At 69.6% G+C, this 20,257-nt stretch carries 16 protein-coding genes; 5 read left to right on the top strand and 11 right to left on the bottom strand.

Translation table 11 applies throughout. The features are described 5' to 3' along the window. Nucleotides 1-19 precede the first annotated feature (19 nt). From IF54_RS43030 to IF54_RS0118785, 6 genes are all read right to left on the bottom strand, one after another. A complete protein-coding gene (locus tag IF54_RS43030; protein ID WP_162952070.1) occupies nt 20-178 on the bottom strand; it encodes a hypothetical protein in 159 nt (52 codons plus the stop codon). Nucleotides 179-196: 18 nt separating this feature from the next. Beyond that, a complete protein-coding gene (locus IF54_RS0118805; protein ID WP_030320082.1) occupies nt 197-1,237 on the bottom strand; it encodes a glycosyltransferase family 2 protein in 1,041 nt (346 codons plus the stop codon). A 297-nt stretch (nt 1,238-1,534) separates the two neighbouring features. Then, nucleotides 1,535-1,783: a DUF6458 family protein gene (locus IF54_RS0118800; RefSeq protein ID WP_020134285.1), complete on the bottom strand. Its 249-nt coding sequence runs from the start codon at nt 1,781-1,783 to the stop codon at nt 1,535-1,537. 88 nt (nt 1,784-1,871) lie between these two features. Then, entirely contained in the window at nt 1,872-3,164 is a 1,293-nt protein-coding gene (locus IF54_RS0118795) for a M18 family aminopeptidase (protein WP_030320081.1), read from the bottom strand. A 348-nt stretch (nt 3,165-3,512) separates the two neighbouring features. Beyond that, nucleotides 3,513-5,339: an acyl-CoA dehydrogenase gene (locus tag IF54_RS0118790; RefSeq protein WP_030320080.1), complete on the bottom strand. Its 1,827-nt coding sequence runs from the start codon at nt 5,337-5,339 to the stop codon at nt 3,513-3,515. A 129-nt stretch (nt 5,340-5,468) separates the two neighbouring features. After that, complete coding sequence (locus IF54_RS0118785; RefSeq protein ID WP_030320079.1) at nt 5,469-6,323, bottom strand: intradiol ring-cleavage dioxygenase; 855 nt, start codon at nt 6,321-6,323, stop codon at nt 5,469-5,471. A 119-nt stretch (nt 6,324-6,442) separates the two neighbouring features. On the opposite strand from IF54_RS0118785, the gene IF54_RS0118780 reads away from it, so the two are divergent. Next, nucleotides 6,443-6,919 carry an SseB family protein gene (locus IF54_RS0118780; protein WP_030320077.1) on the top strand — a complete coding sequence of 159 codons (477 nt, stop codon included), beginning with the start codon at nt 6,443-6,445 and terminating at the stop codon, nt 6,917-6,919. 10 nt (nt 6,920-6,929) lie between these two features. Here the strand turns inward: IF54_RS0118780 and IF54_RS0118775 are convergent, their stop codons facing one another. Then, nucleotides 6,930-7,667, bottom strand: a complete 738-nt coding sequence (locus IF54_RS0118775) for a TetR/AcrR family transcriptional regulator C-terminal domain-containing protein (protein WP_030320075.1) — start codon at nt 7,665-7,667, stop codon at nt 6,930-6,932. A 180-nt stretch (nt 7,668-7,847) separates the two neighbouring features. On the opposite strand from IF54_RS0118775, the gene IF54_RS0118770 reads away from it, so the two are divergent. After that, entirely contained in the window at nt 7,848-9,347 is a 1,500-nt protein-coding gene (locus IF54_RS0118770; RefSeq protein WP_030320073.1) for an MFS transporter, read from the top strand. Nucleotides 9,348-9,467: 120 nt separating this feature from the next. Then, a complete protein-coding gene (locus IF54_RS0118765; protein WP_030320071.1) occupies nt 9,468-10,439 on the top strand; it encodes a pirin family protein in 972 nt (323 codons plus the stop codon). Nucleotides 10,440-10,582: 143 nt separating this feature from the next. On the opposite strand, the gene IF54_RS0118760 is transcribed toward IF54_RS0118765, so the two are convergent. Then, entirely contained in the window at nt 10,583-12,742 is a 2,160-nt protein-coding gene (locus IF54_RS0118760; protein WP_030320069.1) for a SpoIIE family protein phosphatase, read from the bottom strand. Nucleotides 12,743-12,898: 156 nt separating this feature from the next. On the opposite strand from IF54_RS0118760, the gene aspS reads away from it, so the two are divergent. Together aspS and IF54_RS0118750 are read left to right on the top strand one after the other, a co-directional pair. Further along, the gene (gene aspS / locus IF54_RS0118755; RefSeq protein WP_030320067.1) at nt 12,899-14,662 is read left to right on the top strand and encodes an aspartate--tRNA ligase; all 1,764 of its coding nucleotides are present in this window, start codon (nt 12,899-12,901) and stop codon (nt 14,660-14,662) included. 159 nt (nt 14,663-14,821) lie between these two features. Continuing rightward, nucleotides 14,822-15,799, top strand: a complete 978-nt coding sequence (locus IF54_RS0118750; protein ID WP_030320061.1) for a dioxygenase — start codon at nt 14,822-14,824, stop codon at nt 15,797-15,799. 65 nt (nt 15,800-15,864) lie between these two features. On the opposite strand, the gene IF54_RS0118745 is transcribed toward IF54_RS0118750, so the two are convergent. From IF54_RS0118745 to IF54_RS0118735, 3 genes are all read right to left on the bottom strand, one after another. Further along, on the bottom strand, nt 15,865-16,341 hold the full coding sequence (locus tag IF54_RS0118745; RefSeq protein WP_030320059.1) for a hypothetical protein: 477 nt from the start codon (nt 16,339-16,341) through the stop codon (nt 15,865-15,867). Between the two features lie 85 nt (nt 16,342-16,426). Continuing rightward, on the bottom strand, nt 16,427-18,142 hold the full coding sequence (gene metG, locus IF54_RS0118740; protein ID WP_030320058.1) for a methionine--tRNA ligase: 1,716 nt from the start codon (nt 18,140-18,142) through the stop codon (nt 16,427-16,429). 152 nt (nt 18,143-18,294) lie between these two features. After that, complete coding sequence (locus IF54_RS0118735) at nt 18,295-19,986, bottom strand: VWA domain-containing protein (RefSeq protein ID WP_030320056.1); 1,692 nt, start codon at nt 19,984-19,986, stop codon at nt 18,295-18,297. Between the last annotated feature and the right edge of the window lie 271 nt (nt 19,987-20,257).

Raw genomic sequence — 20,257 nt, 5'->3', positions numbered from 1 at the left:
CCGCCGGCGCGGTACCCGGCTACCGCCGGCGCGGGGCCAGCTTGAACAGCGCGACGCCCGCCGCGACCAGCGTCGTGGCGGCCACCAGCATCGCCATGCTGTTCAGCCACATCCCGGTCGCGGCCAGCGTGGCGCCTCCGGCCCCGGTCGTGCCGGCGCCGATCACTCGTCCGTACATCGTGTCTCTCCTAGAGGGTTATGTTGCGACCCACTTCTCCTCGCTGCGGCGCAACAGCCCCCACAGCGAGGTGAAGTAGACGGCGTGCTGGAACAGGTCGTAGAGCATCTCGGGGATCATCAGCGCCGCGACCAGCACCGCGCGGGGCCCCGCCCGCCGTACCGAGACCGTCTTCTCGACCAGGAAGATCAGCCCGATCGCGGTCCAGAAGGGCGAGAAGCCGGGCCAGCCGTACAGCGTGGTGTACGTGACCATGTAGGTGAGGTAGACGAGGAAGGACAGCGCGCCGAAGCCCATCAGGAACTGCTGCATGAAGTAACGGGCGGTGACACGTGTCCAGCCGTAGTCGCGCAGGTTCTCCAGGGCTCCGCGCTGCCACCGCAGCCGCTGGTGCCAGAGCTTGCCCAGGGTGGGCATGACCTCGGTGGTGACCTCGCAGCCGGCCGGGGACATGGCCCGGTAGCCGAGGGTCTTGACCGCCTTGGTCATCTCGTCGTCCTCGGTGAGCGAGGCGAGGCTGTAGTAGGCGTTGCCGCCGCCGAGTACCCCGCCGCGGCGGGCGGCGCGCACCTCGCGCAGGACGCGGGCGCGGAACATGGTGCCGGTGCCGGTGAGCACCTGGGCCTTGCCGCCGGTGCGTTCCAGTTCCCAGGCGTAGCGGTGGAACTCCATGCGCTGGAGCAGTCCGAGGAGGCCGCCGCCCTCCTCGCCGTAGAAGACCCCGCCGACGGCGCCGACCTTGCGGTTGAAGGTGCGGATGGCCGTCTCGCTGAACCAGGGGTTGAGGACGGTGTCGGCGTCCTGCACCAACAGCAGGTCGCGGTCCTCGAGATGGGGCAGTACCCAGGCGATGGCCTGGTTGAGGGCGCCGGCCTTCTTGTGGGTGTTGCCCTGGGTGGCGAAGACCTGTGCGCCGTGCGCGACGGCGATCTCGGCGGTGGCGTCGGTGCAGTTGTCGGCGACCACGACGATCAGGTCGGGGCGGCGGGTCTGCTGCCACAGGCCCTGGATCGCGTCGGCGATGCGGTCCTGTTCGTTGTGGGCCGGTATCAGCACCACCAGGCGCAGCGGGCCGTCGAGTTCCTCGGGGGCGGCGTGCGCACGCCGGGCGGCGTGCCGACGGGGGCGCGGGGGGGCTCGCGGCGGGGGCCGCGAGCGTCGTCGCAGGGTGATGCACGGGGAGCCCCCGGGTGTGCTGATGGGCCACGCCCGGCTACTGCCAACCCCCCGGGCTCTACAGAGCCTCAGCATTCACTATTTCCACACAAGCGGACAAGACAACCGTGATTACGGATTGCTCACGGTTGTCTGTCGTCGCCCTGTGCGTCCTGCGTTGTCCTGTCTTACATGCCTGTCTTACACGCCGTATCCGTCGGAGTAGCCGTCGCGGCGTCCGTGCGGCTCCTCGACGACGGTCTGCGTGGTGGGGGGAACCACCACGCGCCGCCGCCGGGCGATGCTGCTGAACGTCGTCACGCCGATCAGCCCCACGATCATGAGGATCACACCGACCAGATCGAGGTTGACCCCCTGCATGTGCCAGTCGGTGGCGAACGTGAGGATTGCTCCCACGGCGATGAGGATGATGCATCCGCCGAGGCCCATGAGTGTCGCCTCCCTGTCCGGTCCGGTCGTTCCGGTCCGGAACCCCGGGTACCCCCACTTTCGGCGAATACCCGTCGGGGAGTCCGAACTACCCTTCGAGGAACGCCACTAGGGCGTTGGCCAGCAGGTGCGGGTCGTCCGCGCCGCACAGCTCCCTGACGCTGTGCATCGAGAGGATCGCCACGCCGATGTCGACTGTCTTGATGCCGTGCCGGGCCGCGGTGATCGGGCCGATCGTGGTGCCGCAGGGCATGGAGTTGTTGGAGACGAAGGACTGGAACGGCACCCCCGCCTTCTCGCAGGCCGCGGCCCACACCGCCCGGCCCGAACCGTCCGTGGCGTAGCGGTTGTTGACGTTGACCTTGAGGATCGGACCGCCGTTGACCCGCGGGTGGTGCGTCGGGTCGTGCCGCTCGGCGTAGTTGGGGTGCACCGCGTGCCCGGTGTCGGAGGACAGACAGACCGTCCCCGCGAAGGCCCGCGCCCGGTCCTCGTACGATCCGCCGCGCGCGAACACCGAGCGCTCGAGGACCCCGCCGAGCAGCGGCCCGTCCGCGCCGGTGTCCGACTGCGAGCCGTTCTCCTCGTGGTCGAAGGCGGCGAGGACCGGGATGTACGGCAGTTCACCGGAGGACACCGCGGCCAGGGCGGCCACGCCCGCGTGCACGGACAGCAGGTTGTCCATCCGGGGGCCTGCCACCAGCTCGTTGTCCCGGCCCAGGTAGGCCGGTGCCTCCACGGAGTGCGTCATCAGGTCCCAGCCGGTCACCTCGCCCGCACCGAGCCCCAGTTCCTCCTCCAGGAACGCGATCAGGTCACCGTCGCGCACATCGTCGCCGAGTCCCCAGATGGGCTGGAGGTGCCGCTGCTTGTCGAGCTTGAGGCCGTCCGAGGACACCGCGCGGTCCAGGTGGATGGCGAGCTGCGGCACCCGCAGCAGCGGGCGGTCCACGTTCACCAGCCGCGTCGAGCCGTCCCGCAGGGTCAGCCGGCCGGCCAGCCCCAGGTCGCGGTCGAGCCAGGAGTTCATCAGGGGGCCGCCGTAGATCTCGACGGCGACCTGGCGCCAGCCGTGCGCCCCGCTGTCCGGCAGCGGCTTGACCCGCAGGTTCGGGGAGTCGGTGTGGGCGCCGACGATGCGGTACGGCGTGTGGGGCGCCGCGCCCTCGGGGACGTACCAGGCGATGATCGCGCCGCCGCGCAGCACGTACTTGCCGCCGCTCGACCCCTCCCAGGCGTCCGTCTCCGAGACCTGGCGGAAACCTGCCTTCTCCAGCCGCTCGGCGGCGTTCGCCACGGCGTGGTACGGCGTGGGGCTCGCCGCCAGGAAGGACATGAGGTCGTCGGTGTGGCCGCGGTCGAGGCGGTGGGGTGCGCTCATGGGGTTCACCTTAACGACGTACGAGGACCACTCCCGAGCGATCGGAACGGGCCCTCGCGAGGACTGAGTACAGCTGTACGGGTGTGTCCTAGAACGTGGCCCTGCGGGGGTGGGGGCGGGGCGGCGAAGTACTCGGGGGCGGGGCCTTGTCGGGGTGGCGATGTGGTCGGGGCGGGGTTCGCGGCGGCGGCGCGACCCCGTCGGAAGGGGAGCGGAGCCTCGCCGGGACGCGCCCCCGGCCTCGCCGCAACGGGACCCTGACCCCGCCGAGATGGAAACCCGGTCCCACGAACGAGCCGCGCCCCGGTCGGAACCGGAGCGCGGCCTCGTCGGACTGGGACGGTCGGGTCAGAACGCCGCCTCGTCCAGGTTCATCAGGTCCAGCTCGACGCCCTCGGCGATCTTGCGGGCCAGGGTGACGCCGGGCAGGACGTTGGCCGCGAAGAACTTCGCCGCCGCGATCTTGCCGGTGTAGAACGCCCTGTCCTTGGCCGCGGCCGTCTCCAGCTTCTCGGCGGCGATCGCGGCGCCCTTGAGGAGCAGGTAGCCGACGACCACGTCACCGGAGGCCATCAGCAGGCGGGTGGTGTTGAGGCCCACCTTGTAGATGTTCTTGACGTCCTGCTCGGTGGCCGCGAGGTCGGTCAGCATCAGACCGACGATGGCCTCCAGCTCCACGGCCGCCTTGGCCAGCTGCTCACGGGCGCCCGCGAGCTCCTCGCCGCCCGTGCCGACCGCCAGGAACTTCTTGATGTCCTCGGCGAGGGAGTTCAGGGCCGCGCCCTGGTTGCGGACGATCTTCCGGAAGAAGAAGTCCTGGCCCTGGATCGCGGTCGTGCCCTCGTACAGGGTGTCGATCTTGGCGTCCCGGATGTACTGCTCGATCGGGTACTCCTGGAGGAAGCCGGAGCCGCCGAAGGTCTGGAGCGACTGGGCGAGCTGCTCGTAGCCCTTCTCCGAGCCGTAGCCCTTGACGATCGGGAGCAGCAGGTCGTTCAGCGCCTCCAGCGCCTTGACGTCCTCGCCCGCCGCCTCCTTGACCTGGATCTCGTCCTGGATCGAGGCGGTGTAGAGCACCAGCGCGCGCATGCCCTCCGCGTACGCCTTCTGCGTCATCAGCGAGCGGCGCACGTCCGGGTGGTGCGTGATGGTGACCTTGGGCGCGGTCTTGTCCATGAAGTTCGCGAGGTCGGGACCCTGGACACGCTCCTTGGCGTACTCCAGCGCGTTCAGGTAGCCCGTCGACAGCGTGGAGATCGCCTTCGTGCCGACCATCATCCGCGCGAACTCGATGATCCGGAACATCTGGCGGATGCCGTCGTGCTTGTCGCCGATCAGCCAGCCCTTGGCCGGGTGCCGGTCGCCGAAGGTCATCTCGCAGGTGTTGGAGGCCTTGAGGCCCATCTTGTGCTCGACGTTCGTCGCGTACACGCCGTTGCGCTCGCCCAGCTCGCCGGTCTCGAAGTCGAAGAGGTACTTCGGGACGAGGAAGAGGGACAGGCCCTTGGTGCCGGGTCCGGCGCCCTCGGGGCGGGCGAGGACGTAGTGGAGGATGTTCTCCTCCATGTCGTGCTCACCGGAGGTGATGAAGCGCTTCACGCCCTCGATGTGCCAGGAGCCGTCCTCCTGCTGGACCGCCTTGGTGCGGCCGGCGCCGACGTCGGAGCCCGCGTCGGGCTCGGTGAGGACCATCGTGGAGCCCCACTGCTTCTCCACGGCGACCTTGGCGATGTGCTTCTGGACCTCGTTGCCCTCCTCGAAGAGGATGCCGGCGAACGCGGGGCCCGAGGAGTACATCCAGACGGCCGGGTTGGCACCCAGGATCAGCTCGGCGAAGGCCCAGATCAGGGAGCGGGGCGAGGTGGTGCCGCCGATCTCCTCGGGCAGGCCGAGCCGCCAGTACTCGGAGTCCATGAAGGCCTTGTAGCTCTTCTTGAAGGACGCCGGGACCGGCGCGGTGTTCGTCTCGGGGTCGAAGACCGGCGGGTTGCGGTCGGCGTCCGCGAAGGACTCCGCGAGCTCGTTCTCGGAGAGGCGGGTCAGCTCCTCCAGGATGCTCTTCGCGGTCTCGACGTCCATCTCCGCGAACGGACCCGTGCCGTACAGCTTGTCGCGCCCGAGTACTTCGAAGAGGTTGAACTCGATGTCGCGGAGATTGGACTTGTAGTGCCCCATGGCGATGGCTCCGTCAAGAGATCGGCGAGGCACCTGGTTCCTCGCGCCCGTACACATACCAACAAGTAGCTACGATGATGCTACCCGTCGGTAATAAGTCGCAACCCCGATCCGGCCATCTGTGAGGAGTCACACCGCGACGGTCAGCGAGGCGGTGTACCCCTCCGCCACGCTTCCCCTCACCGTCGCGAGCTGCCGGTCGTGACCGTCCCGGAAGACGCTGTCCGTCGCCAGGGACAGCCGGCGCAGGTTGGGCACGCTCGCCCCGTACCCCTCGGTCGCGTACACCGTGTCGCACACGTCCTCGGGGAACGCGAGCTGGGAAGTGCCGGCGATCGCGGTGGCGCTCACGGCGTCCCGGAGGCTGCCGTAGACCTCGAAGTGGACGTGCGGCCAGCGGCCCGGATAACAGCCCGGGAAGACGCTGGTGAAGGTGACCTGCCCCTTCTCGTCGGTCTCCTGGACGCCCCGCAGGTAGTTCTCCCCCGTCAGGCCCTCCGTATAGAGGGAGTAGCCGCCCTCCCGGTCGCAGTGCCACACATAGACGGCGGCCCCCTTCCGCGGGGTCCCGCAGCCAGAGGCCACCTCCACCACCGTGAGCGTCAGTGTCAGGGGCACGCCCCCGGCGGTGCCGCCCGCGGAAGCGCCGAAGCTGCCGGTGATGTCCCTGCGGACGACCCCGCTCTCCTTCAGCACGTTCACCCCGTTCGAGCCGTCGCCGGGGTAGGGCCCTGCGGTCTCCTCGGGGACGGCGGCGCAGGAGGTGCCCGTGCCCGTGGCCGTGTCCGTTCCCGCGCCCGCTCCTGCGGCCGACGGTGATGTCACGGCCTCAGGAGAGGAGGAACCGGTGCAGCCCACCAGGGGCAGCAGGCCCGCCCCCGTCCCGGCCATGAGCCGGATCATCCGTCGGCGGGCGAGCACGGGAAGGTCGTAGGAGAGCCCCCGGTCGTGCTCGTGCATGTCGTCATCGCGCTGTCGGCCCATGCCTCGACGCTACGAGCCACCGCCACCGGAAACCCAGGGCCGGCCGCTGTCAGGTCACTGTCGGTTTCCGGGGCCGGTAGCTGCCCGCCGCCCCCGCCCCCCTCGGTACGCTTACGCCCATGTACGGCTACGACCAGAACGCTGGTGCCCAGCAGCAGTACGGCGTCCCGCCCCAGCAGCCCATGGCCGGCGGTGCGGGCGGCTACGGCCAGCAGCCGCCGCTGTACCCCGAGCCGTCCCCGCCCTCCCTCGCGGACGCGGTGCGTGCCTTCACCACCGGGCAGATGGCGGCCGAGGACTTCCAGCAGGTCTTCGCCACGTCCAAGGTCTACTGCCCGCGCGGCGACAACCCCGGGTTCCTCGCCCTGCACAACACCCAGCAGCCGGTGATCCCCATGTTCACCACGCTGAAGGAACTGCGCAGGTACGCGGGCAAGGAGTCCAAGTACTTCGTGATCACCGGCGCGGAGGTCCTCGACCTGCTGCCCACCGGGTACGGCTTCGTCCTCGACATGGAGGGCGAGCACCGGATCGTGTTCGACGCGAAGGCCGTGGAGCAGATGGTCGACTTCGCGATGCGGAGGATGTACGGGTAGCGACGCGTGTTCAGGAAGCTGGTGCCTCCAGGCGCAGTGCCAGGCCGTCCAGGACGAGGTCCAGGGCGGCCTTGAACTTGGCGTCCCTGAGGGCCGCCGGGTCCGTGGTCGCCGCCTGCTCCGTCTCGGCGTGGCCCCGGGCCAGGTGGCTGTGGGGGGCCGTGGCCTGCTGGACCGCCGGCAGGAGGCGGGCGATCAGGCCGGACTCCGAGTCACCGGAGCGGGCCACCGTGGTGAGCCAGGCCGCTTCCGTGGTGCTCATGCCGATCACGTACGACAGCACCGCGTCGATCGCCGTCCCAGGGGCCTGGAATCCCGCGGCCGTGAAAAGGGCCGCCAGCCGCTCCGAATAGGACATGAGGTTGGGGCCGAGGTAGGCGAGGCCTGCCTGGCCCAGGACCGGGGGCAGCCAAGGGTGCCGTAGAGCCGTCGTACGGAAGGATCGGGCCGCTTCCGTGACGGCCGCGCGCCAGTCGGGGCTGTCCGCCGACGGGACGTGGATCTCCGCGGCGACCTCGTCCACCGCCAGCTCCATCAGCTCGTCCTTCGTGGCCACGTGCCGATAGAGGGACGCGGCACCCGCGTTCAGCCGGGTGGCCAGTTTGCGCATGCTCAGCGCCTCGACGCCCTCTGCGTCCAGCATGACGATCGCCTCGCGCACGATCGCGGCACGGCTGAGCGCGGGCTGGTCGGACTCCCGCTGGGGACGAGCCCAGACGGAGGGGATGGGGCTCGGCTTCGTCGACATCTGGCTCCTTCGGGTTCCTCCGGGACTCCGGCCCGCTTTCGTGGCGCATTCGGCGCAACCGACCTGTGCGTACGTCGTTCGCGTCGAGCGTACATCAATCAACCATTGCGAACAGTGTTCCGTTGTGCGTACAGTGTTCGCACCGAAGGAACGGTGTTCACGAAGCCGGAGGGGACAGTCATGGACGCCTTGGAGATCTCGAACGCACGCGATCCACGCCGCTGGTGGATCCTGGTCGTGCTCTGCCTGAGCAGCCTTGTGCTGGTCGTCGACAGCATGGCGCTGACCGTCGCGGTGCCCGTGATGAGCGAGGAGATCGGGGCGAGCGCCCAGGACACCCAGTGGATCCTGGACTCCTACATCCTCGTCTTCGCCGGCCTTCTGCTCACCTCCGGCAGCCTCGGCGACCGCTTCGGGCGCCGCAAGGTGATGCTGATCGGGCTCCTGCTCTTCGGAGCCGCCTCCCTGGCGGCGACATGGTGCACCACCCCCGGCGAGGTGATAGCCGTCCGGGTCGCGATGGGCGTCGGCGGCGCGTTGATCATGCCTTCCACGCTCTCGATCCTCATCACCGTCTTCGCCGAGGACGAACGCGGCAAGGCCATGGCGGCCTGGAGCTCGGTGGCCATGCTCGGCCTGGTCGGCAGCCCCGTCCTCGGCGGCGTCCTCATCGACCACTTCTCCTGGCAGTCGATCTTCTTCCTCAACGTGCCGGTGGTCGTCCTCGCACTCGTCGCCGGGTTGACCCTGATGCCGGAGTCCAAGGCGCCCTGGCAGAAGGCCGACCCGCTGGGCGCGGTCCTCTCGGCGGCCGGCATGACCGCACTGGTCTGGTGGATCATCGAACTCCCGCAGCACGGCCCGTGGACCGCGGCCCTGTTGCTCGCCCTCGTGTCCCTGACCGGCTTCGTCATCTGGGAGAACACCACCCGGTCCCCCATGGTCCCGCTCGTCCTCTTCAAGCACCGCGACTTCAGCGGCGGCTCGCTGTCCCTGGCCCTGGTCCAGATCGGCAACGGCGGTCTGCTGCTCGTCCTCACCCAGTACCTCCAGTTCGTACTCGGCTACTCGCCCGTCAAGGCAGGCCTGGCCTTCCTGCCGCTCGCCGTCACGGCCCTGCTCGGCAACGGCGTCGGGGTCAAGCTCGCAGCGAAGTACGGCAACCGGGCGGTGATGCTGGCGGGCATGCTGGTGATGGTGGCCTGCTTCGCCCTGCTGACCACGGTCTCGGTGGACTCCGGCTTCACCGTCCCGGCGGTGGCGCTGGGCCTGCTCGGCCTCGGTGCGGGCCTGTCGATGCCGGCGGCGGTGGCCGCGCTGATGGGCACCATCCCCGCCGACAAGGCGGGCGTCGGCTCGGCCCTGAACGACACCGTCCAGCAGGCGGGAACCGCACTGGGCGTCGCCATCCTCGGGTCGCTGCTGTCGAGCGGGTTCGTCGAGCGGATGCCGGAAGGGGCGCCGGAGCAGGCGAGGCACTCGATAGCCGGAGCGGTGGGCCTGAGGGACCCGGGCCTGGTGGCGGCGGCCCGCGAGGCCTTCACCGACTCGATGTCCATGACCTTCGCGGTCAGCGCGATCGGCGTCCTGGCGGCGGCACTGCTGGCGACGTTGGTGATGCGGGGTGGGCGACGGACACAGGAAGAGCCGGCGGATCAGGAACCGGAGCTCGTCGCCTGACCTCTTCAGGGAGTGCGAGCTCCTGGAGAAGCCCGGAGGGAATGCCCTCCGGGCTTTTGCCGTTAGAGGTGGCAGAAAGTTCAACGCTCAACTAAACTCGAACCACAAGGAGGTACCGACATGCCCGCAGTGACTGTCGACAACCCGCTGACCCTGCCGCGCGTGGCCGCGACGGCGGACGCGGTCGCCCGTCCCGTCCTCGGCGTGACGACCGCGCCGAGTGGTTTCGAGGGTGAGGGATTCCCGGTGCGCCGGGCGTTCGCCGGGATCCATTACCGGCACCTGGATCCGTTCATCATGATGGACCAGATGGGTGAGGTGGAGTACGCGCCCGGCGAGCCCAAGGGGACCCCGTGGCACCCGCACCGCGGCTTCGAGACCGTCACCTACATCATCGACGGGATCTTCGACCACCAGGACAGCCAGGGCGGTGGCGGCACCATCACCAACGGCGACACCCAGTGGATGACGGCCGGTTCGGGTCTCCTCCACATCGAGGCTCCGCCGGAGTCCCTCGTGATGTCCGGAGGACTCTTCCACGGCCTCCAGCTGTGGGTGAACCTGCCGGCCAAGGACAAGATGATGGCACCGCGGTACCAGGACATCCGCGGCGGCAACGTGCAGCTTCTGTCCACCCCCGACGGCGGTGCGCTGCTGCGTGTCATCGCGGGTGAACTGGACGGCCACCAGGGCCCCGGCATCACGCACACCCCGATCACGATGATCCACGCGACGCTGGCGCCGGGCGCGGAGATCACCCTGCCCTGGCGTGAGGACTTCAACGGTCTGGCGTACGTCCTGGCGGGCCGCGGCAGCGTCGGTGCCGAGCGTCGCCCGATCCACCTGGGCCAGACGGCGGTCTTCGGTGCCGGTGGTTCCCTCACGGTCCGCGCGGACGAGAAGCAGGACTCCCACACGCCGGACATGGAGGTCGTCCTCCTGGGCGGACAGCCGATCCGTGAACCGATGGCGCACTACGGCCCGTTCGTCATGAACACCCGCGAGGAACTCCAGCAGGCGTTCGACGACTTCCAGAAGGGCCGCCTGGGGACGATCCCGGCCGTGCACGGGATGTCCGAGGGCGGGCTGTAAGTCCGGTACGGCACGACATCACCCGATGCCGCACCTTGGTTTTGCGGCATCGGGCTTGTTCTGTGTACGGGCTGCCGTGCTACGGCAGGACGAAGAACGGAGCGCCGTCCCCGATCGGGCGTCAGCCCCGTGCACACGGCGATCTATTGGGCCGAGGACGCGTCCTGCGGCTCATGGAGTTCGAACCAGATCGTCTTGCCCTCGCCGCGAGGGTCGACGCCCCACAGGTCGGCGAGGAGTTCGATCAGCATCAGGCCGCGGCCCGAGGAGGCCAGTTCGCCGGGGCGGCGCTTGTGGGGGAGGTCGTCGCTGGTGTCGGTGACCTCGACGCGCAGCCGGCGGTCGCCGGGCTCGCCGCGGACCTCGGCGACCAGCAGCGCGTCCGCGTCGGTGTGGACCAGGACGTTCGTCAGCGTCTCGGAGACCAGCAGGACCGCCGAGTCGACCTGGTCGGCGGAGGACCAGTCGTGCAGCAGCTCGCGCAGCTGGTGGCGGGCCACCGCGATCCGTTCCGGTTCCGCCTGGGCCACCGACAGCATCGAACGGCGGGATGGCGGCCGTGCCGTGGCCGTGTCGTCGTCCTGCGAGCCGTTCCGGTGCAGCAGGAGGACCGCTATGTCGTCCTCGCGGCGGTCGGCGAGCGGGCCGGTGGTGTGGTGGGAGGAAGGGCCGTGGACGGCCTGGACGAGGGCGTCGGCGAGCTCCTCCGGACCACCGTCGTGGGTCTCCAGGATCGTCCGGACGCGCTTCCAGCCGGTCTCGAAGTCATGGCCGCCGGTCTCGATCAGCCCGTCCGTGCAGAGCATCAGCGTCTCACCGGGCTGAAGGACGATCCGGGTCGTGGGGTAGTCGGCGTCCGGGTCGATGCCCAGCGGGAGGCCGACGTGCGTGGTGCGGGCCAGTACCGTGCCGTCGGCCAGGCGGATGGCCGGCTCGGGATGGCCGGCCCGGGCCACCTCCAGGGCCCCGGTGGCCGGATCGACCTCGATGTAGAGGCAGGTCGCGAACCGGGTGTCGGCGGGATCGCCGCCCTCGCCGGCGCCGTACGTCATGCCGTTGAGGAAGCGGGAGGCGCGGGAGAGGACCGCGTCGGGGCGGTGGCCCTCGGAGGCGTAGGCGCGCAGGGCGATGCGGAGCTGGCCCATCAGTCCGGCGGCCCGTACGTCATGGCCCTGGACGTCCCCGATGACCAGGGCGAAGCGGCCGCCGCCCGCACCCGTGCGGGAGGTGCCGCCGGGCAGCGGGATCATGTCGTACCAGTCGCCGCCGACCTGGAGGCCGCCGCCGGTGGGGACGTAGCGGGCGGCGACGGTCATGCCCGGTATCTCCGGGCCGAGGCTCGGGAGCATGGAGCGCTGGAGCCCGTCGGTCAGCTCGCGCTCGGACTCGGCCACACCCGCGCGCGACAGCGCCTGGGCCAGCATCCGGGCCACCGTCGTCAGCACCGAGCGCTCGTCCGGCGTGAAGGCGACCGGATAGGCGAAGCCCGCCATCCACGCGCCCATGGTGCGGCCGGCCACGGTCAGCGGCAGGAACGCCCAGGACTGGCGGTCGAAGCGCTGGGCGAGCGGCCAGGTGACCGGGTAGCGGGAGCGGTAGGCCTCGGGGCTGGAGAGATAGACGGCACGGCCGGTGCGGACGACCTCGGCGGCCGGATAGTCGGTCTCCAGGGACATGTGGGAGAAGGGGCTCTCGTCGCCGGGCTGCTGCCCGTGGTGACCGATGATCGTCAGCCGGTCGCCCTCGACGCCGAAGACGGCCAGACCGTCGGGGCTGAAGCCGGGCATGGACAGGCCCGCGGCCACCCGCAGCACCTCGGCGGTGGAGCGGGCCTCGGCCAGTGCGCGGCCCGCGTCCAGCAGGAAGGCCTCCCGGGAGCGCCGCCAGTCGCCGGTGACCGCGGTGCGTCCGGCGGGGGTGCCGGGGGTCGGCTCGGTGACCTCCTGGAGGGTGCCGATCAGCCGGAACGACTTCTTCTGCCGGTCGTACGACGGCTTGGAACGGCTGCGTACGGTACGGATCACCCGGCCCCGCTCGTCCATGATCCGGATCCGGACCTCGGCGAGGGTGTCCTCGGCGACGGCGAGGCCGACGACGCTGATGATCTCGTTCCAGTCGACCGGATGCAGCCGGGCCCGGGTCTGGGCCTCGGTGAGGGTGGCCTGCTGGGCGGGCAGGCCGAGCAGCCGGGCGGCCTCCGCGTCGACCGTGACCAGTTCGGTGGCGGTGTCCCAGTGCCACAGGCCGGTCGCGAGGGCGGTGAGGACGTCCCCCACGGCGGGCAGGGGCTCACCAGTGCGCATTGCCCCACTTTAAGAACAGGGGATCGAGGAGTGCCACTGTTGACCGAGTCGTAATGGTGGGGAGCCGGTCCTGGGTGCCCCGGTACCCTTGGGGGAGTTTCACGTGAAACAGACACGTGAGGCAGCCCCCGATCCGCGAAGGCTGGATGAACGACGATGCATCGGTACAGGTCCCACACCTGCGGCGAGCTCCGCTCCTCTGACGTCGGCACCGACGTCCGACTGAGTGGCTGGCTGCACAATCGGCGCGACCTGGGCGGCATCCTCTTCATCGATCTGCGTGATCACTACGGCATCACGCAGCTCGTCGCCCGGCCGGGCACGGAGGCCTACGAGGCGCTGGACAAGGTCTCCAAGGAGTCCACGGTCCGGATCGACGGCCGTGTCGTTTCACGTGGAACCGAGAACGTGAACCCGGACCTGCCGACCGGTGAGATCGAGGTCGAGGTCGGTGAGGTCGAGCTGCTCGGCGCGGCCGCCCCGCTGCCGTTCACGATCAACACCGAGGACGGGGTCAACGAGGAGCGGCGCCTGGAGTACCGCTTCCTCGACCTGCGTCGCGAGCGCATGCACAAGAACATCATGCTGCGCTCGTCGGTGATCGCCTCGATCCGCTCGAAGATGGTGGCTCTCGGCTTCAACGAGATGGCGACCCCGATCCTGTCCGCGACCTCCCCCGAGGGCGCTCGTGACTTCGTGGTCCCCTCCCGCCTGAACCCGGGCAAGTTCTACGCCCTCCCGCAGGCGCCGCAGCAGTTCAAGCAGCTGCTGATGATCTCCGGCTTCGACCGCTACTTCCAGATCGCGCCCTGCTTCCGTGACGAGGACGCGCGCGCGGACCGTTCGCCGGGCGAGTTCTACCAGCTCGACGTCGAGATGAGCTTCGTCGAGCAGGAGGACGTGTTCCAGCCGATCGAGCAGCTCATGACCGAGCTGTTCACGGAGTTCGGCGGCGGCCGGGAGGTCACCTCCCCCTTCCCGCGGATCCCGTTCCGCGAGGCGATGCTGAAGTACGGCTCCGACAAGCCGGACCTGCGGGCCCAGCTGGAGCTCGTTGACATCACCGACGTCTTCGAGGGCTCGGAGTTCAAGGCGTTCGCCGGCAAGCACGTGCGGGCCCTCGCGGTGCCGGACGTCTCGGCGCAGCCGCGGAAGTTCTTCGACCAGCTCGGTGACTACGCGGTCTCGCAGGGGGCCAAGGGCCTGGCCTGGGTGCGGGTCGCCGAGGACGGTTCGCTGTCCGGCCCGATCGCGAAGTTCCTCACCGAGGAGAACGTCGCCGAGCTGACCAAGCGGCTGTCGCTGGCCGCCGGTCACGCCGTGTTCTTCGGCGCGGGCGAGTTCGACGAGGTCTCGAAGATCATGGGCGCGGTCCGTGTCGAGGCCGCCAAGCGTGCCGGGCACTTCGAGGAGGGCGTGTTCCGGTTCTGCTGGATCGTCGACTTCCCGATGTACGAGAAGGACGAGGAGACGGGCGCGATCGACTTCTCGCACAACCCGTTCTCCATGCCGCAGGGTGGCCTGGAGGCCCTGGAGACCCAGGACCCGCTGGACATCCTGGGCTGGCAGTACGACATCGTCTGCAACGGCGTCGAGCTGTCCTCCGGCGCGATCCGGAACCACGAGCCGGAGATCATGCTCAAGGCCTTCGAGATCGCGGGCTACGACCGGGAGACCGTCGAGGAGAAGTTCGCGGGCATGCTGCGCGCGTTCCGCTTCGGCGCCCCGCCGCACGGCGGCATCGCCCCCGGCGTCGACCGCATCGTCATGCTGCTCGCGGACGAGCCCAACATCCGCGAGACCATTTCCTTCCCGCTCAACGGCAACGCCCAGGATCTGATGATGGGCGCGCCGACGGAGCTGGAGGAGGCCCGGCTGAGGGAGCTGCACCTGTCGGTGCGCAAGCCGCAGCCGAAGTAGACGGTGATCTGAGGGGGGTGGCCCGGAGCCGAGGTCGGTTCCGGGCCACTTCTCTGTCTGCAACCCGGCCGTCGAGAACTTCCCTGCCGGTAACTCCCTGTGGGGAACCACAGTTGGCACCCATGTCCATGACAGCGTTCTTACCTACCTTCGCTGTCCATGACGGAAAACCACCCGGAACTCCAGCAGCCGGCCCACGGGCCGAAGCACAAGAAGGACCTGACGCGGCGCAAGGTCGTCGTGGCCGGAGCGGGCGCGGCCGTGGCCGTGGGCGCCGCGGGCTCGCTCGCCGCGTCGGGTGCCTTCGCGAGCGAGACCAGCACGGCGGTCTCGGCGAGCAGCACCTCCACCGCCGCCGAGGCCTGCTACCGGCTCACCTCGGAGACCACCGAGGGGCCGTACTACATCGACGCGGACAAGATCCGCCGGGACATCACCGAGGACAAGGAGGGCATCCCCCTCACCCTCCAGCTCAAAGTGATCGACTCCGAGACCTGCAAGCCCGTCGCCAACGCCGCCGTCGACATCTGGCACTGCGACGCCCTCGGCATCTACTCGGGCTACGAGAGTCTGTCGACGGGAGGCGGGGGCGGATCTGCCCCGACCGACGCCCCCTCCGGAACTCCGACCGACGCCCCTTCGGGCACCCCGAGCGGTACGCCCACTGGTGAGCCGCCGTCCGGTGCGCCCTCAGGAGGCACCGGCGGCGGGGGCCACGAGGAACCCACCGACGACGAGCGCTATCTGCGCGGCACATGGAAGACCGACAAGCACGGCCAGGTCACCTTCAGGACGATCTTCCCGGGCTGGTACCGGGGCCGCACCGTCCACATCCACACGAAGGTCCACGTGGACGGCACCTGGACCGACGCCGGCTACGAGGGCGGACACACCTGTCACACCGGCCAGTTCTTCTTCGACGAGGAGTCCGTCCTGGCCTCCGCCGAGGTCGAGCCGTACTCCACCAGCACCACCGAGCGCACCACGCTCACCGAGGACACGATCTACGACCAGAGCGGCACCACCGGCGGCCTGCTCAAGCTGAAGTACAACAAGAAGAACATCGCCAAGGGCGTCATCGGCTCGATCACGATGGGCGTCGACCCGGACACGACGAACGACGGCACGTCCCTCTGACCCGCGCACTCACGCCGAGGCGCCTGGGACCCTGACGTCCCGGGCGCCTCCGCGTGGGCCACGGCTCAGGTGTCGTAGGTCCCGTCCCACGGGTCCGCGAAGGCGAGGCGGTCGGGGTAGAGCTCTGCCCACTGTTCGCCCTCGTCCTCGCGGATCACCAGGCCGAAGCGGACGCCCTCGCGGATGACGCTGAAGGGGCGGATCGCGATGTCCGTGTAGGAACGGCGGGGGAGGCTGCGGAGCAGGGTCGCCCGGTGCACCTGGGCGCGCGTGAGCGGCGAGGCGTCGCCGACCGGGTCGCGCTGCTGCTCCGCCCAGGTGCCGGCACACCAGATGTCCGAGTCGCGGTAATTGCCCTCCGCGTCGAAGGTGTGCAGAACCGCGAACAGGCGTTTCTGATCTTCCCAGCCTTCGTCGAGGCGGAACCCCTCGGGAAAGGCATACGTGATCGACGCCAGGAACTGACCCTCCGCATACCGCCCGATCGTCTCGGTGCGGTGCTTCGGCTCGTACGCGACAGGAATGACCCCGGGCACTGCCATGGCGCAAACCATACGGCTTGGCGCGGACACGGCGATGCCCGGGTCGGTATCCGGACGGGGCCGAAGGTCCTGGAACGGTCCGGGACTACTCCGGGGAGCCGCCGAAGCGTTCCTTGTAGTTCTCCAGGTCCTCGTCCGTCAGCTTGGCGAACAGGACCGGGGGGACCGTGAAGGGGATGCCGGGGGTGAGGGCCGTCAGGGTGCGGGCCTCGTCGGCGGAGATCCAGGTGGCGGTGTCGGAGGGCAGGGCGAAGGCCTGGCGCATGGCGGCCGAGGTCGCCGGGATGAACGGTTCCGAGACCACCGCGTAGAGGTGGATCAGGTTCATGGCCGTGCGCAGCGTCAGGGCCGCGCCGTCCTTGTCCGTCTTGATCTCCAGCCAGGGGGCCTTCTCCTCAAGGTAGGAGTTGCCCGCCGACCACAGTGCGCGCAGGGCCGCCGCGGCCTTGCGGAACTGGAGCGCCTCCATCTGCTGCTCGTACTCGGCGAGCAGACGGGCGATCTCCTCGCCCAGCTTCGCCTCCGCCGCACCGGGCTCACCGCCCGCCGGGACCTCCTCGCCGAAGCGCTTCTTGGAGAAGGACAGGACGCGGTTGACGAAGTTGCCGAGGGTGTCCGCCAGGTCCTTGTTGACCGTCGCGGTGAAGTGCTCCCAGGTGAAGGACGAGTCGTCCGACTCGGGGGCGTTCGCGATGAGGAAGTAGCGCCAGTAGTCGGCAGGCAGGATGTCGAGGGCCTGGTCGGTGAAGACGCCTCGCTTCTGGGACGTGGAGAACTTCCCGCCGTAGTACGTCAGCCAGTTGAAGGCCTTGACGTAGTCGACCTTCTTCCACGGCTCGCGTACACCCAGCTCGGTCGCCGGGAACATCACCGTGTGGAAGGGGACGTTGTCCTTCGCCATGAACTCGGTGTAGCGGACGTCGGCGTCGACGTCGTACCACCACGCCTTCCAGTCCCGGTTCTCCGGGTCGAGATCGGCCCACTCCTTCGTCGCGCCGATGTACTCGATCGGGGCGTCGAACCAGACGTAGAAGACCTTGCCCTCCGCCGCCAGCTCCGGCCAGGTGTCCGCCGGGACCGGCACGCCCCAGTCCAGGTCACGGGTGATCGCGCGGTCGTGCAGGCCTTCGTTCAGCCACTTGCGGGCGATCGAGGAGGCCAGCTGCGGCCAGTCGTCCTCGTGGCGGGAGACCCACTGCTCCACCTCGTGCTGGAGCTTGGACTGGAGGAGGAAGAGGTGCTTGGTCTCGCGGACCTCCAGGTCGGTGGAGCCGGAGATCGCCGAGCGCGGGTTGATCAGGTCGGTGGGGTCCAGGACCCGCGTGCAGTTCTCGCACTGGTCGCCGCGGGCCTTGTCGTAGCCGCAGTGGGGGCAGGTGCCCTCGACATAGCGGTCCGGGAGGAAACGGCCGTCGGTGGGGCTGTAGACCTGGCGGATCGCGCGCTCTTCGATGAAGCCGTTCTCGTTCAGGCGGCGGGCGAAGTGCTGGGTGATCTCGACGTTCTGCTCGCTGGAGCTGCGGCCGAAGTAGTCGAAGGCCAGCGCGAAGCCGTCGTAGACCGCCTTCTGCGCGTCGTGCGCCTGCGCGCAGAACTCGGCGACCGGGAGGCCCTGCTCCTTCGCGGCCAGCTCGGCCGGGGTGCCGTGCTCGTCCGTCGCGCAGATGTAGAGGACGTCGTGGCCGCGCTGGCGCAGGTAGCGGGAGTAGACGTCCGCCGGGAGCATGGACCCCACCATGTTGCCCAGGTGCTTGATCCCGTTGATGTACGGAAGGGCGCTGGTGATGAGGTGTCGAGCCATCGGGGGCTGCTCCCAGGTTGGTCGTGCGGGTGAGTCGCCAGTCGTTCGCGAGTCTTGAAATCGTATCCGACATGGGTGGGCCGCCCGCTTCCCGTTTTCGTGGGTGGGAAGGGGCGGCCGCTTGTCTCCGACGGTGGTGCGGGGCTACGGCGTCACGGGCGCCAGTTCGCCAGGATGCCCTCGTAGATCTCCGCGTCCGTGAGTTCCTTCGGGGTCTCGCCCGCGAGGAAGTGGGAGGTGTTGGGGAGCTTCAGCTTGCGGAGGTAGTCGAAGGCCTTGTTCTCCGGGTCACCGAAGGCGACGAAGGAGAAGAAGACGTTCGGGTGGGTCTTCGCCGCCTCCGTGAGGGCCTGGGTGGCGGGGGTCTTCGCGTCCGGGGCGCCGTCGGTCTGGAAGACGACCAGGGCGGGGGCGTCGGGGGCGTTCTTGGTGTGCTGTGCGAGGACTTCCTCGACGGCGGCGTGGTAGCTGGTACGGCCCATGCGGCCGAGGCCTGCGTGCAGGTCGTCGATCTTGTTCTCGTGGTCGGTGAGGGTGAGTTCGCCGGTGCCGTCGAGTTCGGTGGAGAAGAAGACGACGTGGACCGTGGACTCGGGGTCCAGGTGGGCGGCGAGTGCGAGGGTCTGCTCGCCGAGGGCCTGGGCGGAGCCGTCCTTGTAGTACGGGCGCATGCTCGCGGAGCGGTCCAGGACGAGGTACGTCCTCGCGGTGGTGCCGGTGAGGTCGTGGGCGGAGAGGGTGGCGGCGGCGGTGTCGTAGGCGCTGCGGAGGGGGGCGGGGACCGTCACCGACCGGCCTTCGGCCGGGTCGTCGTTCCCACCCGCACCACCCGTACCACTTTCGTCGTCGGCTGCGGGTGGCCCCTGTGGGGCGGTCTCGCCGTCGGCGGCCGCGGGGGCCTCCGGCTCCGGGGCGGGCTCGGGGGCGGGGTCGGGTTCCGGTTCGGGGACGACGTCGGCGACCGGTGCGGGCTCGGGCGCGGGGTCGGGTTCTACGACGGCCTCGGGCTCGGGCTCTGCGACGGCTTCCGGCTCCGGCGTGGGGGCGACGTCGGTGGCCGCCGGTTCCGGAGCGGGCTCGGGCTCGGAGGTCGCGGCTGCTACCGGCTCGGGCTCTGCGGCCTGCGGCTTTGCTTCCTCCGCTGCCGCGGGGGCGGGTTCCTCGGCCGCCCGCTCGTCCGCGGTCGTCTCGGGCTCCGCGACGGGTTCCTCGGACGCTGCCTCCTCGGCAACGGCCTCCTCAGCGACCGTGTCCTGAGGCGCAGGCTCCTCCGTCGCTGTCGCTGTCGCTGTCGCCGTCGCCGTTTCGGGCTCCGTCGGCGACTCCGTTTCCGCAGCGGCCTTCTCGGCGGCCGGCTCCTCGAGCGCGGGCTCCTCGGTTACCGCCGCCTCAGTTACCGGCGCCTCAGCCACCCGCTCCTCAGCCACCGGTGCCTCAGCTGTCTGCTCCTCGACGGCCGTCCGCTTCTCCTCGACCGCCTCGGTCACCGCCGTAGGAGCCTCCGCAACGGTCGTCTCCGGCGCCGGCGTCTCCGCGACGGCGGGCTCCGCGGTCGGCTTCACCTCGGACGCCGTCTCCGTCGCCCCCGCCGGAGGCGCCTGCTTCGGGACCGTCACGTTGTCGAACGCGGCCGAGACCAGTTCGTGCTCGGAGTCGGAGTCGGTGTCGGTGTCGGTGATCGGCGGCTCGGTGCGGGGTTCGGGGACCGTGGCCGTCGCCTCCGCCGCAGGGGCCGGCTTCGGTTCCGTCGCCTCCTGCGAAGGAACCGCACCCTCTGCCTCGGTGGCAGCGGCCTTGCGTGATCGGCCGCCGAACGCGTTCCGCAGGAGAGTGAGAATGCCCATTAGCGCAACCCTTCGCATGAGTTGAAGCCCGTCAATCCCTGGCCAGGACGGACACGTAAGGTTAGCGGCCCCGGATTGCGATCTTGGGCAGGGGCGGGTGACAGGACCGCCCCCAGTCAAGACCTACTTCCGGACGTAACCCGTGGGCGCCCTCAACTCTCCTCCGTCCACCCCGGATTCATCCACCGTTCATCGCCCCGCCCCGCTCTCGCACAGACACCCCCCTACCGTCCGTCAAGCGAGATTCAAGGGGAAGCAAGGGGAGAGCAAA

The sequence above is a fragment of the Streptomyces sp. NRRL B-3229 genome (assembly GCF_000719505.1).
GTDB classification, from domain to species: Bacteria; Actinomycetota; Actinomycetes; order Streptomycetales; family Streptomycetaceae; genus Streptomyces; species Streptomyces griseorubiginosus.
Note: the sequence above shows the minus strand (reverse complement) of the source record. Positions and strands in the feature narration are given on the sequence as shown.

Bases quoted from the DNA above. Each gene is read 5' to 3' on its own strand.
- IF54_RS43030 (WP_162952070.1), bottom strand. From the start codon at position 178: ATGTACGGACGAGTGATCGGCGCCGGCACGACCGGGGCCGGAGGCGCC.
- IF54_RS0118800 (WP_020134285.1), bottom strand. From the start codon at position 1,783: ATGGGCCTCGGCGGATGCATCATCCTCATCGCCGTGGGAGCAATCCTC.
- IF54_RS0118795 (WP_030320081.1), bottom strand. From the start codon at position 3,164: ATGAGCGCACCCCACCGCCTCGACCGCGGCCACACCGACGACCTCATG.
- IF54_RS0118790 (WP_030320080.1), bottom strand. From the start codon at position 5,339: ATGGGGCACTACAAGTCCAATCTCCGCGACATCGAGTTCAACCTCTTC.
- IF54_RS0118785 (WP_030320079.1), bottom strand. From the start codon at position 6,323: ATGGGCCGACAGCGCGATGACGACATGCACGAGCACGACCGGGGGCTC.
- IF54_RS0118780 (WP_030320077.1), top strand. From the start codon at position 6,443: ATGTACGGCTACGACCAGAACGCTGGTGCCCAGCAGCAGTACGGCGTC.
- IF54_RS0118775 (WP_030320075.1), bottom strand. From the start codon at position 7,667: ATGTCGACGAAGCCGAGCCCCATCCCCTCCGTCTGGGCTCGTCCCCAG.
- IF54_RS0118770 (WP_030320073.1), top strand. From the start codon at position 7,848: ATGGACGCCTTGGAGATCTCGAACGCACGCGATCCACGCCGCTGGTGG.
- IF54_RS0118765 (WP_030320071.1), top strand. From the start codon at position 9,468: ATGCCCGCAGTGACTGTCGACAACCCGCTGACCCTGCCGCGCGTGGCC.
- IF54_RS0118760 (WP_030320069.1), bottom strand. From the start codon at position 12,742: ATGCGCACTGGTGAGCCCCTGCCCGCCGTGGGGGACGTCCTCACCGCC.
- aspS (WP_030320067.1), top strand. From the start codon at position 12,899: ATGCATCGGTACAGGTCCCACACCTGCGGCGAGCTCCGCTCCTCTGAC.
- IF54_RS0118750 (WP_030320061.1), top strand. From the start codon at position 14,822: ATGACGGAAAACCACCCGGAACTCCAGCAGCCGGCCCACGGGCCGAAG.
- IF54_RS0118745 (WP_030320059.1), bottom strand. From the start codon at position 16,341: ATGGCAGTGCCCGGGGTCATTCCTGTCGCGTACGAGCCGAAGCACCGC.
- metG (WP_030320058.1), bottom strand. From the start codon at position 18,142: ATGGCTCGACACCTCATCACCAGCGCCCTTCCGTACATCAACGGGATC.
- IF54_RS0118735 (WP_030320056.1), bottom strand. From the start codon at position 19,986: ATGGGCATTCTCACTCTCCTGCGGAACGCGTTCGGCGGCCGATCACGC.